Below are 15,163 nucleotides of genomic sequence, written 5' to 3' on the forward strand. Positions count from 1 at the left end.
AATCTTAACAATCAATAAAAAGAAGAGTCAATATATTCCCTAATAGTTCGAATTTTAAGTTTAAGTCTGACAAGTACAGATGTAGTACAGTTCATTATGATTATTTTTGTAGCATAACAGATAGAAATGTTTTATAATTTGAAATAGTTAAATATTTAGTAAACGCATTCAAATATCGTTCACTCTACAAGGGGGATTCTTCTTATGCAGCACACAAACAAATCTGGAACTTTAAATCGTGGTTTAAAAGAACGACATATTACTTTAATGTCACTGGGCTCAGCTATTGGCGTTGGGCTATTTTTAGGATCCGCTTCCGCCATTAAACTAGCAGGTCCTTCTATTTTGCTAGGCTATATGATTGCCGGTCTCGTTATTTTTTTCATTATGCGAGCGCTTGGGGAAATGGCAATTGAACAACCTGTTGCTGGTTCTTTTAGTAAATATGCATATGATTATATTGGACCACTCGCTGGTTATATTACTGGTTGGAATTACTGGTTCTTATGGGTTGTTACTTGCATGGCTGAAATTACAGCAGCTGGCATTTACATGCAGTACTGGTTCCCTGATATCCCGCGCTGGACTTGGGCGTTACTTGCTCTATTATTAATGAGCGCTTTTAACTTCTTATCGGTAAAAGTATTTGGAGAACTTGAGTTTTGGTTTGCTCTCATTAAAATTGTCACAATTATCTGTATGATAGTAGTCGGAGCTGGTATTATTTTATTCGGATTCGGAAACGGTGGTATCGCTACTGGTATTTCAAATCTTTGGTCACATGGTGGCTGGTTCCCAAATGGATTTTCTGGGTTACTACTCTCCATGCAGATGGTACTATTCGCTTATTTAGGCGTTGAATTAATCGGTGTTACAGCTGGTGAGGCTCAAAATCCGAAGAAAACACTCGCAAAGGCAATTGATAACGTATTTTGGAGAATTCTACTCTTTTACGTTGGGGCATTATTCGTTATGATGGCAATTTATCCATGGAACGAACTTGGTGAGAAAGGCAGTCCATTCGTATTAACATTCCAGCAAATTGGTATCGCAAAAGCAGCAGGTATTATTAACTTTGTCGTATTAACAGCAGCTCTTTCTTCTTGTAACGGTGGTTTATTTAGTACAGGCCGTATGCTATATACATTAGCTCAGCAGAAAAAAGCTCCTGAAAGATTTGGTCGTTTAAATAAAAACGGTATTCCAAGCCAAGGAATTGTAGCAACTGCTATCGTTTTACTCATTGGTGTTATATTAAACTATCTCGTACCTGCAAAGGTATTTACATGGCTTACTAGCATTTCAACTTTTGGTGCAATTTGGACTTGGGGCATTATATTAGTCGCTCAAATTAAATTCCGTAAAAGCTTGCCTACTCAAAATAAACAAAAGTTATCATATAAAATGCCTTTATACCCATTAAGCTCATATTTCTCACTTGCCTTCCTTGCACTAGTCTTATGTATAATGGCGTATTCAGAAGATACACGAATTGCATTGATTGTCGGCCCAATTTGGCTTATCGGCTTAGCAATCGTATATTACATGAAAGGGTTTCATAAGATTGATGAAACACCTAACTCAAAAATTAGTTAAGCAAAACATCCCTTCCTTATTACTTGGAAGGGATGTTTTTATATCTATATAAATATTTCTCAACAAAATTCACGGTATTTTTACAATTTTTTAATATTTTTTATGTTTTCCGTCTTTATTTTTACAGAAAAATAAATTACATTATTAAAGCACATATATTTATTATTAGGGGGATTCTTCTATGAAGAATAAAAAATGGATTACATTTTCTTTAGCAACAGCAATTACACTAAGTATAGGGACCTCGTTCATACCGTCTACTTATGCCGAAAGCTCTGTAGACCCAGCTCCTGAAATCGCTGCAAAAGTTGTAAATCAAAACAATGGGAAGAAAGTATTATTTGATAATACACACGGTCAAACTGCTGGGACAGCTGACTGGGTTATTGACGGCGGCTTTTCTGACTTCGGAAACGGCATTGCAAAAAACGGATATCACGTAAAGGAACTTCGTAAATCAACACCTATTACGTACGAAGATTTAAAAGATTACAATGTATTTATCGTTCCAGAAGCTAATATTCCTTACAAAAAATCTGAGCAGGACGCTATGTTACAATATGTAAAAAATGGTGGTAGTATCTTCTTTATTGCTGATCATTACAATGCAGATCGTAATAAAAATCGCTGGGACTCTTCTGAAGTATTTAATGGATATAGACGCGGTGCTTGGGATAATCCAGCAAAAGGAATGTCTAATGAAGAAGCAAATTCACAAGCTATGCAAGGAGTAGAAAGCTCTGATTGGCTCTCTGACAACTTCGGTATTCGCTTCCGCTACAATGCACTTGGTGATGTTTCAGCGAAAACAATTGTATCACCTGAACAATCTTTCGGAATTACAAAAGGTGTTTCGTCTGTAGCAATGCATGCTGGTTCTACTCTAGCAATTACAAACCCAAAACTAGCAAAAGGACTTGTTTACCTTCCAGAAAATCCATCAAAATGGAATAACGCTGTTGATAGTGGCGTTTATAATGGCGGTGGTATTGCAGAAGGCCCATATGCTGCAATTGCAAAAGTAGGACTTGGAAAAGCTGCCTTTATTGGTGACTCTTCTCCTGTTGAAGATGCTACGCCAAAGTACGTTCGTGAAGATTCTGGCCAAACAAAGAAAACTTACGATGGTTATAAAGAAGAAAACGATGCTATCTTATTAGAAAACATCGTAAATTGGTTATCAAATAAAGAGACATTTACAAGTTTAGATCAAGTAAATGGTTTACAACTTGATTCACCTACAGCTCTACAGACATTTGAACAGCCAAGCTTATCAACAGAACCACAACCTGAACCTTGGGGTGCACCAAATGCAGGTTATCAATGGTTTAATACAAATACTTTCAAACCAGGTTCATACGGTTATAATGGTGCGGTAACAACAAGCGACTACGTCGTTACACACCCTAGCATTCTACCAAACAATGAAATTTTCCAAATGAAGATTCAAGTAAACAACTTACTACCTAATACAACTTATAACAACTATTCTTTAGGTATCTTCACTACTGGAGGAACACAAGTGGCTAAAGTACAAAATGCAAACGGCACTTGGCCATCTACTTTTGGATATAGCAGTGCATTTTCTTTCACAACAAACAGCTTAGGCTCTGCTGAGAAAGTTGTAAATGTACAGATTGATTCAAATACAATTGGACAAGCAACGCTTCGTCTACGCCAAAATACAACAACGAAATATAATGAAACTGTAACAATTAATAAGAAATAATAAAAAAGGCAATCCATACATGGATTGCCTTCTTCTCACTTCTCTTCCTTCGAGAAAAACATTCTTGAAATAACGATACCTATACTACCGACGATTAGGAATAACACTGCCCTAATCATCATTGATACCTCTGGTAAGTCAAGTAAGAATAACTTCCCTACCGTTACGACTAAAACGACTAAACCAGCATATAATATTTCATTCATATTTCTATTTCTTCCAAACCAAACCGCAAATAATGCATATACCATCCATAATAACGATACTGATACACTAATTACGCTTCCATCTGTAGATAAAACTTCACCGATTCTCGTAATTGTAATAAATACAATTATCATAAACCAATAGAGCACTATAGAATACATATATTTGCCGAAGCTCGCTAATACTTCTTTCGCTTCTCTCATGCAATAATAGAACGTTCCTATTAAAATAAGATGAGCAACAAAGCCTGCCGAAATAAATTGATCAAACGGGCTAAAAATAGTCTGTATCATTCCAATTGCGTAAACCGTCGCACTAACATACAATTTTATCTGTTGTTTTACTTTAATAGAAGTGACCATGCCGAGGAAACCTTGTAATAATAGTACAATCGCTGCATTCACTAAACTATACTCATATAAAATTGCTAAACTAAATGCTCCCATTGCGAAACCAAATAAGAGATTTGTAAATGTAGAATGTCTATTTTTCCTATATTCAAATACGAACATAGCGGCATGCACGATTGCACTAATAATTAATCCCCATGTTGTAAAATCAGGTATTTTTGAAATAGCTAGTATAAAGAACACTGCATTTGCACTAAATATCGCCAAACGTGGTTCTAGTATAAAACTTCTCTCCGTAAACATATGCCAAAATAATAGTAAATGAATCAAACCATATACAATCGTTAACTGTATTTGCAAGTTCTCTACTAACATTGACATAACAGCAAAGAAAACGAAAAGGACAATGGCAGCAACAGCGTAAGAAATCATATATAAGTATTTATAACGATTTTTCAACGCATACCATAATAAACTAAGTGTTAATACTGTCTCATATCCAAAGAAAATATAAGGATTAGGAGTCGTACTATTTAACAAGAATGGTACGAAGAACGCTCCGACCGCTACGAAAATAGTGAGATATTCCGATTGATATCTTTTCGCTAAATAAATACCTAAAATAACCCATGCAATATTACAGAGAAACGCGACACTTGCCGGAATAAATCCATATAAATAATGTGCTGCAAACGTTGTTAGAACAATCCCGGTAATACTTCCTCCAGCTAATACTAACCCTAACGCCTGCCGCTCTCTTTTAATTTGAATATCTCCTATATAATACAATCCGATAGATAATACGATACCAAACACAATTCGTATCGCTGGTGTTAATAAGCCAGCATCTACCCCTGCTTTAAATAACCAGATCACTCCAAGCAACATAATACCGACAAATACACGCGGTAACCATGTTTGACAAAACTTAATAATATTAAATGGCTCTGGTTTAAAAGCAGATATATCTACTTGTTTTACCTCACGTTCTTGCAAAGGCTCTTTTATCTTAACTATTTCTTCTTTTGGCTTTTCCTCCATTACCGTTTCAATATATTCTTTCTTGTTCTTACTAACATGTTGCTGAGCGTTTTCTACTTCTATTTCCCTTTGCTTCACTTTTAATTCAGCAAGTGCTTCTTGAATTGTTTCAATTGCCGTTTCGAGTGCTTCTATTTTCTTATCCAAATCCTTCTTCATACGCTCCCCCCTCATTTGTAACTCTCATTAAACCTATATATTACCAATTATCTTTATCATACTCTTAGTCTATTCATTTTCAATAGTATTTTTTCCAAAAAAGAAAGGCGTCTTCCAAAATCGGAAAACACCTTTTTACTCAGTTATTCTTATTTAAAACAATGCTAACGATGAAACCAAGACACATGCCTACAATAGCTGGAACAATCCACCCAACACCTTCTGTATAAAACGGAATGTATTTTAATGCTGACGTCCACTGATTCATCATTACATTTTTATTTAAAATATCAATTGCACTAAATATCGCTACAACCAAAACAGTTACTGCATATACGTATGCATACTTTCCAATATACTTATGGAATAACCCTAGAATAATAAGAGTTAATGCAATTGGATAAATAAATCCAAGAATTGGAACTGATACTTTTAAAATTTGCGTTAATCCTAAATTAGCTAAGATCATACTAACAACGCTTACTATAAATGCCCACACTTTATAAGATACTTTCGGAAATGCACTCGCAAAAAATTGACTACAAGACGTAACAAGTCCAATTGAAACACATAAACATGCGATAGTAAAAATAACACCTAATAAAACGACTCCGCCCTGCCCAAATAATGTAGTCATAACTTGCGCTAACACTTTCGCACCGTTATCGAATGTTCCTAATGAGCCACTAATTGCCCCCACATATCCAAGGATGACATAAATAATCGATAATAATAATCCTGCCACAATGCCAGCAATACTCATATATTTCGCTAAACTTTTATCATCTTCAATACCTTTTGCACGTAATGCATTTGCAATAACAATTCCAAAGATTAAAGCAGCTAACGCATCCATTGTTAAATATCCATCTAAAAACCCTTGAAACATAGGAGCTTGTCCATAGTTCCCTATTGGTTCTTTCATATCTCCTACCGGTGTAAACATACTCTTTATAAAAATAAGTGCAATCATACATAATAATAACGGCGTCAATACTTTTCCAAACAATCCCATTAATTTAGATGGAGATAAACTTAACCAGTAAACAATACTAAAGAAAATAACTGTGTAAAACAACAATAGTCCGCTTCCTGCTTCAGGGAATAACTGACCTGGCCCCATTTCAAAAGCTAAACTTCCCGCACGTGGTATACCAAGCCCAGGTCCAATAAATACATACACGATACATGGAAAAATAATTGCAAATGAAGAATGAACCCTACCCGCTAACGTTTGAAAACTTCCTGCTTTTGCAATAGAGATAACACCTAATATAGGAAGACCTGTTGCTGATATAATAAACCCTACTAATGAAATCCAAACATGTTCTCCTGCTTCATACCCAAGGAAAGGTGGAAATATAAGATTCCCTGCTCCAAAGAACATAGAGAATAACATAAGGCTAATAAGTAAAATTTCTTTTTTCTGTAACAATTTCATTTCTTTCTCCTTCTTTAATTTCATCTTTTATGAAATCAATTTCACATATAAAAAAGTACAATAACCCGCTTCCTTACAAAGAAAACATAGTCCATAGTCTATCACAAAAGAAACACCCATTCTATAGCTATTCCTCTTTTCCAATTTCTTCTGAAAAATCAACCTTTATTGACTTATAATAGTTAATAAGGTAAAATATTAAATGTACAAAATTATTAACTTTGTTTTTGTTTGTGTCAGGAGGAAAATAACATGGAATCAGCGATACAACTAGAAAGAGAACAACAAAGAAAAAAGAAACATCCTCCAGGTTTATACTTACTCTTCTTTACAGAAATGTGGGAAAGATTTAGTTACTATGGATTACGAGGATTATTAACATTATATTTAACGACAGCTTTAGTAAGCGGTGGTCTTGGGTTTAGTCCCGCATGGGCACTCTCTATTTACGGATTTTATACTGGAGCCTGTTATTTCACACCAATGATTGGTGGATACTTAACAGACCGTTTTCTAGGTAGACGAAAAGCAATCACAATTGGTGGTATAACAATGGCAATCGGTAACCTTACACTATTTGCCTTGCAAAACCAATTAGGTCTATACCTCGGATTAGCGCTTATTATTATAGGTAACGGATTCTTCAAACCGAACATCTCTACACTGGTTGGAGAATTATACGAAGAGAACGATCCAAAACGTGATAGTGCATTTACCATTTTCTATATGGGTATTAACGTCGGGTCATTTTTAGCTCCACTCGTTTGCGGATTTTTATCAGAAAATTTATTCAAAACAACAGTTGATGGCGTTGTACATTACGGATTCCGTTACGGTTTCTTAGCCGCTTCAATCGGAATGATCATTGGACAAATTTTATTTACAACACTATCAAATCGCTTCCTTGGTAATATCGGTAAAAAACCAACTCGCGATTTACAAACAGCTGCTGGACAACCATCAGTAGGAGATACACCGTTAACCAAAAAAGAAAAACAACGTACCGCAGTTATTGTCATTTTAACATGCTTCGTTGTCTTCTTCTGGGCTGGCTTTGAACAAGCTGGTAGCTCATTAACATTATATACAAACAAATTTGTAGACCGCTCTGTGTTCGGATGGGAAGTTCCAACATCTTGGTTCCAATCGGTCAATCCATTATTTATTATTTTACTTGCTCCAGTCATTTCTGCATTATGGGCAAAACTTGCAACTCGCAAGCAGGGTGATTTAAAAATCCCAACTAAAATGGGACTTGGTATGATCTTACTCGGTATCGGTTATATCATTCTCGTTATCGCTACATTAAAAACAGGTAGTGATGAACATAACATTACAGAAAAAGCAAACTTACTGTTTATCGTCTTTACGTATCTTTTCCATACGTTAGGTGAGCTATTCTTATCACCTGTCGGACTATCAATGGTTAGTTCGCTTGCTCCGGTAAAATTAGCATCTTTATTAATGGGTGTATGGCTAGCAAGTTCAGGTATCGCCAACATTTTAGGCGGACAACTTGCAAGCTTCACAACTTCACTTGGATACGCTGAAGTATTCACAGTTATTGGCGCTGTGGCAATTGTATTAGGCTGTGTTTTATTATTAATTTCTAAGAAATTAGTGAAATGGATGGATTAAAAAAGATGAGGAATTTCTCCTCATCTTTTTTATGCCGTTTTACCTTTTTCTATTGCTTGTTCGTACAGCTCTTTATGTTCTTTATATTCACTTGGTACGAAACTCTTATAGAAGAATGAGAACCAGCTGTCTCCTTTTTTATACCCTTCTTCTCGAATTTCCGCTGCTTTTTTATTCGATTTAAATCCTTCAGTAAACCACTTCTTTAACAATTCATTTCGTTCATACTTAGCAGGAACTTTTAAATCATAGTTTTCAAATGCATACTTATAGCCAGCCTTTTCTACTGCCTTTTTTGTAGACTTATAGCCTTTTTCATACGCTGTTTCATATGCCTTCACGTATACTTCTTTCTCTCTATTTTCAGGATTCTTTTCAGCTAGTTCTTTCCCTGTCTTTTCCCCTAATTCAGCTTGCTCTTTTTCAATTTTTTCGGTTCTTTCTTTATTCCCTACTTTGAACCCGTCTGCAAAGTTTACCTTAAACTCTGGAGCAACTTGACTATCGTCCATCGTCTCTTGTGCTAAACCTTGTTCTTTTCCTTTTTCAAAATGCGTTTTCTTCTGCTCTTCTAAAGACCATGCGGCTGCATAAGTCGCTTTAAACGCTTGTTTATATGCATCAGATTTTCCAGCTACATGCACTTCTGCATCATTTTTTCCTGCTTTAAAATCAGTTTCTCCATTCTTTTGACCTTCAAGTTGACCTTTTTCCATATCAGCTTGGCGCTGCGCTTCCTCTTGCTTACGTGCCTCTTCAGCTTTTCTTTGTTCCTCGGCTACACGTTGTTTCTCTTCTTCAGCTTTACGCTGTGCTTCTGCAGCACGTTGTTTTTCAGCCTCAGTATTGCGCTGTGCTTCTGCTTGTCTCTCAGCTTCTACAGCACTATTATTATTCTGACTAGGAGCTGGGCTCGTTGCGCCACTACTAGAAGCTGGTTTATTGTGATAATGATATTCCCCGTACTGTAATCCCCACTTCTCACAATTTGTACGACACGTATGTCCGCCATTAGCATCTGTACGCCCTGGATGCGCATAAGCTGAAATTGGAGCTACCAATAACGCTATACTCGTTGTTAAAAGAAGTTTCTTCACCTGTTGTCTCACTCTTGTTCCTCCCAAAATATAGAATTCTAACTTTATCATACATAAATAGAAGAATAATTAAATACAAACCGAAATATTCTATTATTTCTCAACATTAGTAAAAAAGAAGGGGAACTCTTTAAAGAGTTCCCCTTCTTTTTTACTTCTTCGCCTTCGTTCCTACTAAATCACCAGCAACAACATAACGCTTAGAATTGTCCTTTACAGATACACATGTAATAAGCGTTATCTCATCTTTCCCATGATCCTCTACAACTTCCCACTTATCAGGAGTCACTTCAGATACACCAGTAACCGCATACTCATATTCATTTTCATTGTCATACAAATAAATTTTATCGCCTTTTTTCAAAGAAGCTATATCACTAAATAAAACACCTTTTTTAGACATATTATGTCCTGCTAATGCGTAATTTCCTTTTCCCATAACTTGATTCTCTTTTACTGTCGCTGCACCTGATAATAAGTTTTTTTCAGTAGAAGCTTTTAAAACAGGCAGTTCTACTGAAACACTTGGAATCGAAATACGACCAATTACTTGTTTCTTATCTAATGATGCATTCGCTACTTCCGCCAAGTCTGGTTGATTAATTTTGGAAGCATCTACAAATTCCGTCTCATGCTTTTCATAATCCATCTTTTGAACAGCCTGCACATTTTCAGTCTGTTTCTTTTCAGCCTGATATCCATCATAAAATGGCTTTCCAATTAACACGCCACCTACAACAAATAGCAGAATTGCTACTATACTATAAATTCTTTGCTTATTCATACACTGTTCCTTTCCCTTACAAAATCTTACTCTATATAAAATGATAAAATAATATCGCTATATGTACAAGTATTAGCTGAAAAGAAACCTTCTTGCCGGTGCAAGAAGGTTTCTTTTTAAGCTAATTTATTTCTGTATAGTGATACGTGAAATACTGTCATTTGAATAAAGAAAATAGAAAATAGAATATATAATGGGTATCCAGGAAGATATTCATTAATAATAGGTGAAAAAGTTAAAAATCCAACTGCACAAGGTAAGACAAACCATAACGATACAAATGTTGTTCTACAAGCTTTATCCGTAATCGCTTTTTCACGTTCATCTTCTAGTGGAAATAATAATGGATACATCCAAAAAGATAAATTCTTATATTTTTTCTTTTGAATTCTATAAAAAATTGTAACTATAATTGCTCCAATAAATAATAAAATGAATGGTACTCCATTAAACCATACTTCAAACGGGAATTTCTCGTTTTTAATTATATCTGCTAACTCTGTAATAACACTATAAAATTCAACAAATGTCCAACATGCTAGTGCAGTATAGAGTACATTTATAATATAAGAAAAAACAATTCTATTCATCCTTTTCCCCCTCCTTATTTAAAACAAACACATCTTCCATCTTTAACTGAAACACATCACAAATCGTAAGTGCCAATAACAACGAAGGAACGTAATCCCCTTTTTCAATTGCTGCAATTGTTTGTCTCGTTACTCCAACCTTTTCTGCTAATACGCTTTGCGTAAAGTTAAAACGAGCTCTTAATTCTTTTACTCTGTTTAAAATGGTCAAATTTACCACCTCTCACCATCATTGTATGCTATCCTTAACAAAATGTAAACTCAACTTAACATTATTATTATAAAAAAATCCAACTCTACGTATTGTAAAGTTGGATTACATATTAATTTAAAATTTTAACTTTAACTGTTCTTCTACCCCAGTCATTAGCTTGAGCTGAATTTGGCATTAATAAATCAATGATATGCCCTTTTATTGCACTACCAGTATCTCCAGCAATTGCTGTTCCATATCCTTCTACATATACAGTAGAACCTAATGGGATAACAGATGGATCTACAGCAATTAATTTCATGTTTGGATTTGCAGTTAAATTATGTCCTAACTTAGATTTTACAGTTTCACCCGGTTTATAGCCATTTTCAGATGGATCAGCTGTATAAGCGGTTGCTGTTACGTAAAATTCTTTTCCACCTTGAGTTGGTTTCGTATCAGGCTTAGACTGTGTTTCTGTATTTTTTGCTACAGGTTCAGCTGGTTTACTAGCTTTTTCCTGCTTTTGCTTTTCAGCAATTTCTGCTTGTGCTTTCGCTAAAGCTTCTTGCTCTGCTTTTGCAGCCGCTTCTGCTTTTGCACGCTCTTCCGCTGCGATTCTTGCTGCTTCTTGCTCACGAGCAATCGTTTCTTGTACTGTCTTCATATTTGATTCAATTTTAGCTTTTTCTTCCGCTGCTAAATTAAGTTGACTTGCAACTTCATTATATTTAGCTTGAACTGTTTGTAAGTTATCTTGACGTTTTTTCAAGTTATCTTGCAGTTCAGCTTGCGCTTTTGCTAATTTTTGTTTGTCTACTACTAAAGATGCTTCTTTTTCGTCAATTGTTTTCTTGTCCTCTTCAATTTGACGAAGATCTTGTTCTTGTAGACGTAAAATTTCTTTATCAGCTTCTAGAATAGTAGAAACTGCGTTCATACGTTGTAAGAAGTCTGCAAAGTTTTTTGACTCTACTACAACTTCTACTACTAAACTTGTATTTGAACTGTTTTGAACAGAAACCATACGTTTTCTCATAATATCTTTACGAGCAAGGACTTTATCCTCCAAAACGACAATTTCTTGCTTTTTTTGCTCAATCTGCTTATGTGTTTCATCGATTTTACGTTGAATAGCAGCTTGATCCTCTTTATTTTTTGCAATTGTATTATTTAAATTATGTAGTTCGTTTTCGATACCTTTAATTTCTTTACTAACAGCTTGCTTCTCTTGCTCTTTCTTTTGCATTTCTGCATCGTTTTGTTGCAATTGCTGTTGCATGTTGTTAAGTTTCTCGTCGTTTGACTCTGCTTTAACAGCGACTGTACTAGAAAGACCGATAATTCCTGCTAATACTAGACAGCTGATTCGCTTAAAATAGTTCATAATCCGACTCCCTTCTTATACAGTTATACATGATTTATTTTACAGTTTGTTTACAAAACGATTAAATACAGTTTATTTTTCGTGACGAAAAAAAGAGAATTATGAATAAAATGTAATAGATTCTTAAATATTTAACAATTCCTATATTTAAAAAATACAAAAGATGCTAAAATCCAAATATAGAGAAAATATAACTTTCGAAGGCGGTTGAAATAAATACATGTTTACTCAAAAAAAATCACTCCAACATACAATTGCTCAATTAGAAGAGCGTATACAAGAATTAGAAGCAGAATTAAAACAAAAAGATATCGAAAAGCAAGAGACTATTTCTACTATCCACGATCATGTACAAAGCGTTATCCAAGAGCATCAACTTGTAAATAACCAACATAATACACTTCAAAATTTAGTTCAACAGTTAAGTTCATGTTTCGAAAATGTTTCAACACGTACGACACATTCCAATGAGTTAAATAATGAAATGTTACAAAAGGAACAAAGCTTAATTCAGTCTATTGCAGAAATTATTGACTGCTCTAATGAAGGAAAAGAATCCGTTCACCGTTTACTTATTGTAATTAATAAATTAGGTGAACAATCTCAACGCACGTCTAATAGTATGAATCATCTAAGCGAACGCTCAAAGGAAATCGAGCAAATTGTAGAAGTCATTCAAAACATTGCAGCACAAACAAATTTACTTGCATTAAATGCGAGTATTGAAGCCGCACGTGCTGGAGAGCACGGTAAAGGATTCGCCGTCGTTGCCAATGAAGTAAGAAAACTAGCGGAAAGTACAGCAGAAAGTACAAAAAACATCGGCAACTTAACGAAAAAAATACAAGAAGAAATTGAAAAAGCATATGATAACACAAAAGATAATTTACATTTAGTCGATGAAGGTGTAGAAATGAGCGCCGATACAAATGCTAGAATTGAAAATATTTTAGTTATGATTCAAACGTTACAAAATGGTGCTACAAATGTTATTAAGGCTATCGAAAACCAAAAGTCTTGTAATGATGACATATTACGAGAATTCGCTAACACACAACAAATGTTCCAAAAATTAAATACTACTATTATGAATCATATTCATGATGCTGAAAAAGTCGATGTTCAATTATCTAAAAGTCTTCAAGGAACAGTGACTTCTTAATTAAAATTAAGAATCCCTTATACTGCTATAAGGGATTTTTATTTTATTTTGAATATTTATTTCTTTTCAATATTCATCCATATCTTTGTTATAATGGAAAAGTTGTTTCTTTCAACTAATAAACAAGGAGGTTATTATGGAACAATTTTACTACGTTTTAAAATATTTAATTCTCGGTCTGTTCCAAGGACTAACAGAACCAATTCCGATTTCTTCAAGTGGTCATCTCGTTTTAGCACAACATTTGCTAGGACTAAAAATAGAAGGGTTTAGCTTCGAACTACTTGTTAATTCAGCTTCATTATTAGCTGTATTACTTATTTATAGAAATGATTTAATTCGTCTAACGAAGAATGGTCTCTCTTATATATTTACAAGAGCAGAAGACGCAAAATCAGATTTCTTCTTTATTATTTATCTTGTTATTGCAACCATTCCAGCAGGTGTTATTGGTGTTTTATTTAAAGATTACATCGATCAGTACTTAAAAGGTGTGAAGATGGTTGGGGTTTCCCTTCTTATTACTGCTGTCGGCCTTTGGATTATTAGAAATTTACGCGGTCGTAAAAATGATGGCGACCTTTCTATGAAAGATGCAATCATCGTCGGATTAGCACAAGCTTGTGCACTGATTCCCGGAATAAGCCGATCTGGTGCCACAATCGTAGCAGCAATGTTACTTGGTATGAAGCAAGAAACAGCTCTTCGCTTCTCATTCTTACTATACATTCCTGTTAGCTTAGGTGGCTTATTGTTAAGCATTACAGACATTGCAAATGACCCAAATCTAGACACATTATTCGTACCATATGTCGTTGCATTCATCGCAACATTTATCATGACGTATATTTCACTAAAATGGTTTATGAACATTATGGCAAAAGGAAATTTAAAATATTTCTCTTTCTATTGTATTATCGTAGGTGTACTTACCCTTATTTTCTTATAAAGTAAAACTTACAAATTAAAAGCGAGTCATCTAGTGTAATAGAATGACTCGCTTTTTTATACCTTTATTAAGTTAAAACCTATTATTTACTTACAATTTTCAGAATAGTATAATATTTATCAAGTTCACTATTACAGTAATTCTATCTTTCCTACTATTATCGTAAAAGAGGTGTTTATATGTTTATAGTTACAAAACTCATTCACATTAAGTACGAATATGAAAATGAGCTACTTTATGGGCTTAGACAATATTATCCTTCCCCCGGAACGAACGGTTGTATTAACATAGAGTTTTCACCTGTTCATCGTACAAATGATAAGGCAGAGTATATGATTCGTATGTTATGGAAAACACAACAAGATTACCATACATGGCTTTCTCAAAAAGAAGGCAATGAAACTTTGAAGCACAAAATACAAGGCTATATCCTTTCTTCCAAATCAAATGCTACCTATGTGCATTAATCCTTCTCTTTTTATTCCTTACGAGGGGCAAAATGATAAAGTGAAACTTTAATCACCCTCATCAATTGGGCTATTCACAAATAACGAGATAAGGACCCTCTTACTTTTCATACTGTAAGAGGGCTTCTCTTATGCATACACTTTCTTCTCTTGACAATACAAACGAATAACATGTTTATTTTGTTGAAATACATCATGCGTCAGCCGAATAATAATAAAGTTTCGTTTTGTTTGATCATCATGAACAAAAATCTGTTCTCCCTCCTGAAAACGCCATGCACTTTCAAAAGTCGTAATATGATCCCCACTTACAGAAAAAAGTTCATATCGCATCTCTTGTACCCTCTCTCAACTTATATAATCACAATATCCT

General features: G+C 34.6%; 13 protein-coding genes and 1 pseudogene. 6 read left to right on the forward strand and 8 right to left on the reverse strand.

Annotated elements, in window-relative coordinates; translation table 11 throughout:
- The first annotated feature begins 204 nt into the window (after window positions 1–204).
- Both GBN78_RS17125 and GBN78_RS17130 read left to right on the forward strand, forming a co-directional pair.
- Window positions 205–1,596: an amino acid permease gene (locus GBN78_RS17125; protein WP_001164895.1), complete on the forward strand. Its 1,392-nt coding sequence runs from the start codon at window positions 205–207 to the stop codon at window positions 1,594–1,596.
- A 181-nt stretch (window positions 1,597–1,777) separates the two neighbouring features.
- Window positions 1,778–3,325, forward strand: coding sequence for a DNA-binding protein (locus GBN78_RS17130; RefSeq protein ID WP_000791508.1), 1,548 nt, complete (start codon window positions 1,778–1,780; stop codon window positions 3,323–3,325).
- Between the two features lie 35 nt (window positions 3,326–3,360).
- On the opposite strand, the gene GBN78_RS17135 is transcribed toward GBN78_RS17130, so the two are convergent.
- Both GBN78_RS17135 and brnQ1 read right to left on the reverse strand, forming a co-directional pair.
- Entirely contained in the window at window positions 3,361–5,082 is a 1,722-nt protein-coding gene (locus tag GBN78_RS17135) for a DUF2339 domain-containing protein (protein WP_000710924.1), read from the reverse strand.
- 139 nt (window positions 5,083–5,221) lie between these two features.
- Window positions 5,222–6,523, reverse strand: a complete 1,302-nt coding sequence (brnQ1, locus tag GBN78_RS17140; protein WP_152127558.1) for a branched-chain amino acid transport system II carrier protein BrnQ1 — start codon at window positions 6,521–6,523, stop codon at window positions 5,222–5,224.
- Between the two features lie 252 nt (window positions 6,524–6,775).
- On the opposite strand from brnQ1, the gene GBN78_RS17145 reads away from it, so the two are divergent.
- Window positions 6,776–8,161, forward strand: coding sequence for a peptide MFS transporter (locus GBN78_RS17145; RefSeq protein WP_044584139.1), 1,386 nt, complete (start codon window positions 6,776–6,778; stop codon window positions 8,159–8,161).
- Between the two features lie 29 nt (window positions 8,162–8,190).
- On the opposite strand, the gene GBN78_RS17150 is transcribed toward GBN78_RS17145, so the two are convergent.
- The 5 genes from GBN78_RS17150 to GBN78_RS17170 all read right to left on the reverse strand — a co-directional run bounded on the left by GBN78_RS17150 (window position 8,191) and on the right by GBN78_RS17170 (window position 12,212).
- Entirely contained in the window at window positions 8,191–9,270 is a 1,080-nt protein-coding gene (locus GBN78_RS17150; RefSeq protein ID WP_001249809.1) for a YHYH domain-containing protein, read from the reverse strand.
- 139 nt (window positions 9,271–9,409) lie between these two features.
- Complete coding sequence (locus GBN78_RS17155) at window positions 9,410–10,042, reverse strand: class A sortase (RefSeq protein WP_001041724.1); 633 nt, start codon at window positions 10,040–10,042, stop codon at window positions 9,410–9,412.
- Window positions 10,043–10,158: 116 nt separating this feature from the next.
- A complete protein-coding gene (locus GBN78_RS17160) occupies window positions 10,159–10,632 on the reverse strand; it encodes a DUF2178 domain-containing protein (protein WP_001080043.1) in 474 nt (157 codons plus the stop codon).
- Window positions 10,625–10,843, reverse strand: coding sequence for a helix-turn-helix transcriptional regulator (locus GBN78_RS17165; protein ID WP_000154020.1), 219 nt, complete (start codon window positions 10,841–10,843; stop codon window positions 10,625–10,627). Before GBN78_RS17165 ends, GBN78_RS17160 begins: the two co-directional genes overlap by 8 nt.
- Before the next feature lie 112 nt (window positions 10,844–10,955).
- Window positions 10,956–12,212: a 3D domain-containing protein gene (locus GBN78_RS17170; RefSeq protein WP_001105785.1), complete on the reverse strand. Its 1,257-nt coding sequence runs from the start codon at window positions 12,210–12,212 to the stop codon at window positions 10,956–10,958.
- A gap of 631 nt (window positions 12,213–12,843) precedes the next feature.
- Here GBN78_RS17170 and GBN78_RS31180 point away from each other — a divergent pair.
- The 3 genes and pseudogenes from GBN78_RS31180 to GBN78_RS17185 form a co-directional block, all read left to right on the forward strand.
- Window positions 12,844–13,374: pseudogene (locus tag GBN78_RS31180) on the forward strand (methyl-accepting chemotaxis protein); the annotation flags it as partial.
- Window positions 13,375–13,510: 136 nt separating this feature from the next.
- Entirely contained in the window at window positions 13,511–14,323 is an 813-nt protein-coding gene (locus GBN78_RS17180) for an undecaprenyl-diphosphate phosphatase (RefSeq protein ID WP_000434796.1), read from the forward strand.
- 179 nt (window positions 14,324–14,502) lie between these two features.
- Complete coding sequence (locus GBN78_RS17185; protein WP_025966743.1) at window positions 14,503–14,790, forward strand: hypothetical protein; 288 nt, start codon at window positions 14,503–14,505, stop codon at window positions 14,788–14,790.
- A 129-nt stretch (window positions 14,791–14,919) separates the two neighbouring features.
- Here GBN78_RS17185 and GBN78_RS17190 read toward each other — a convergent pair whose 3' ends face one another.
- Complete coding sequence (locus GBN78_RS17190; RefSeq protein WP_001268332.1) at window positions 14,920–15,123, reverse strand: hypothetical protein; 204 nt, start codon at window positions 15,121–15,123, stop codon at window positions 14,920–14,922.
- Window positions 15,124–15,163 lie beyond the last annotated feature (40 nt).

Origin of the sequence: Bacillus sp. B2-WWTP-C-10-Post-4, assembly GCF_009183805.1 — a bacterium.
Classification (GTDB): Bacteria; Bacillota; Bacilli; order Bacillales; family Bacillaceae_G; genus Bacillus_A; species Bacillus_A cereus.

Bases quoted from the DNA above. Each gene is read 5' to 3' on its own strand.
- GBN78_RS17125 (WP_001164895.1), top strand. From the start codon at position 205: ATGCAGCACACAAACAAATCTGGAACTTTAAATCGTGGTTTAAAAGAA.
- GBN78_RS17130 (WP_000791508.1), top strand. From the start codon at position 1,778: ATGAAGAATAAAAAATGGATTACATTTTCTTTAGCAACAGCAATTACA.
- GBN78_RS17135 (WP_000710924.1), bottom strand. From the start codon at position 5,082: ATGAAGAAGGATTTGGATAAGAAAATAGAAGCACTCGAAACGGCAATT.
- brnQ1 (WP_152127558.1), bottom strand. From the start codon at position 6,523: ATGAAATTGTTACAGAAAAAAGAAATTTTACTTATTAGCCTTATGTTA.
- GBN78_RS17145 (WP_044584139.1), top strand. From the start codon at position 6,776: ATGGAATCAGCGATACAACTAGAAAGAGAACAACAAAGAAAAAAGAAA.
- GBN78_RS17155 (WP_001041724.1), bottom strand. From the start codon at position 10,042: ATGAATAAGCAAAGAATTTATAGTATAGTAGCAATTCTGCTATTTGTT.
- GBN78_RS17160 (WP_001080043.1), bottom strand. From the start codon at position 10,632: ATGAATAGAATTGTTTTTTCTTATATTATAAATGTACTCTATACTGCA.
- GBN78_RS17170 (WP_001105785.1), bottom strand. From the start codon at position 12,212: ATGAACTATTTTAAGCGAATCAGCTGTCTAGTATTAGCAGGAATTATC.
- GBN78_RS17180 (WP_000434796.1), top strand. From the start codon at position 13,511: ATGGAACAATTTTACTACGTTTTAAAATATTTAATTCTCGGTCTGTTC.
- GBN78_RS17185 (WP_025966743.1), top strand. From the start codon at position 14,503: ATGTTTATAGTTACAAAACTCATTCACATTAAGTACGAATATGAAAAT.
- GBN78_RS17190 (WP_001268332.1), bottom strand. From the start codon at position 15,123: ATGCGATATGAACTTTTTTCTGTAAGTGGGGATCATATTACGACTTTT.